The organism is Micromonospora sp. ABR4_055, from assembly GCF_056160425.1.
In genome coordinates this window covers 1-348 of sequence record NZ_JBSWXD010000370.1, presented here as the reverse complement: position 1 = coordinate 348, position 348 = coordinate 1, and the positions used below count along the sequence as shown (strand labels likewise).

Genomic DNA, 348 nt, shown 5'->3' with positions numbered 1-348 from the left:
TCGCGATGGGTGACCGGATCACCAAGGCGATGCCGCCGCCGGTGATGGGCAAGGACATCCCGCTGACCGGCATCTTCGACCCGAAACACCCGCGCTACCCGGAGGCGGTGGAGTTCCGGGCGCTGTACGAGTCCGACGGCGAGGTCCGCAAGATCGTCGACACGGCCAAGGGCCTGGAGGGGCTGAAACGGCAGTGGGGGGTGCACGCGGCCGGGGTGATCCTGTCCCGGGACCCCTTGGTGGACGTGCTGCCGATTCAGAAGCGGGAGCAGGACGGGGCGATCATCACCCAGTGGGACATGGGCGCGTGTGAGTCCATCGGCCTGCTGAAGATGGACTTCCTCGGGC

1 protein-coding gene is annotated in these 348 nt (G+C 67.8%); it reads left to right on the top strand.

Annotation, left to right across the window (positions count from 1 at the left end):
- Positions 1–348 (top strand): hypothetical protein (locus tag ACXAHD_RS32440; protein WP_475055231.1); only part of this gene is annotated, 348 nt, incomplete at both ends.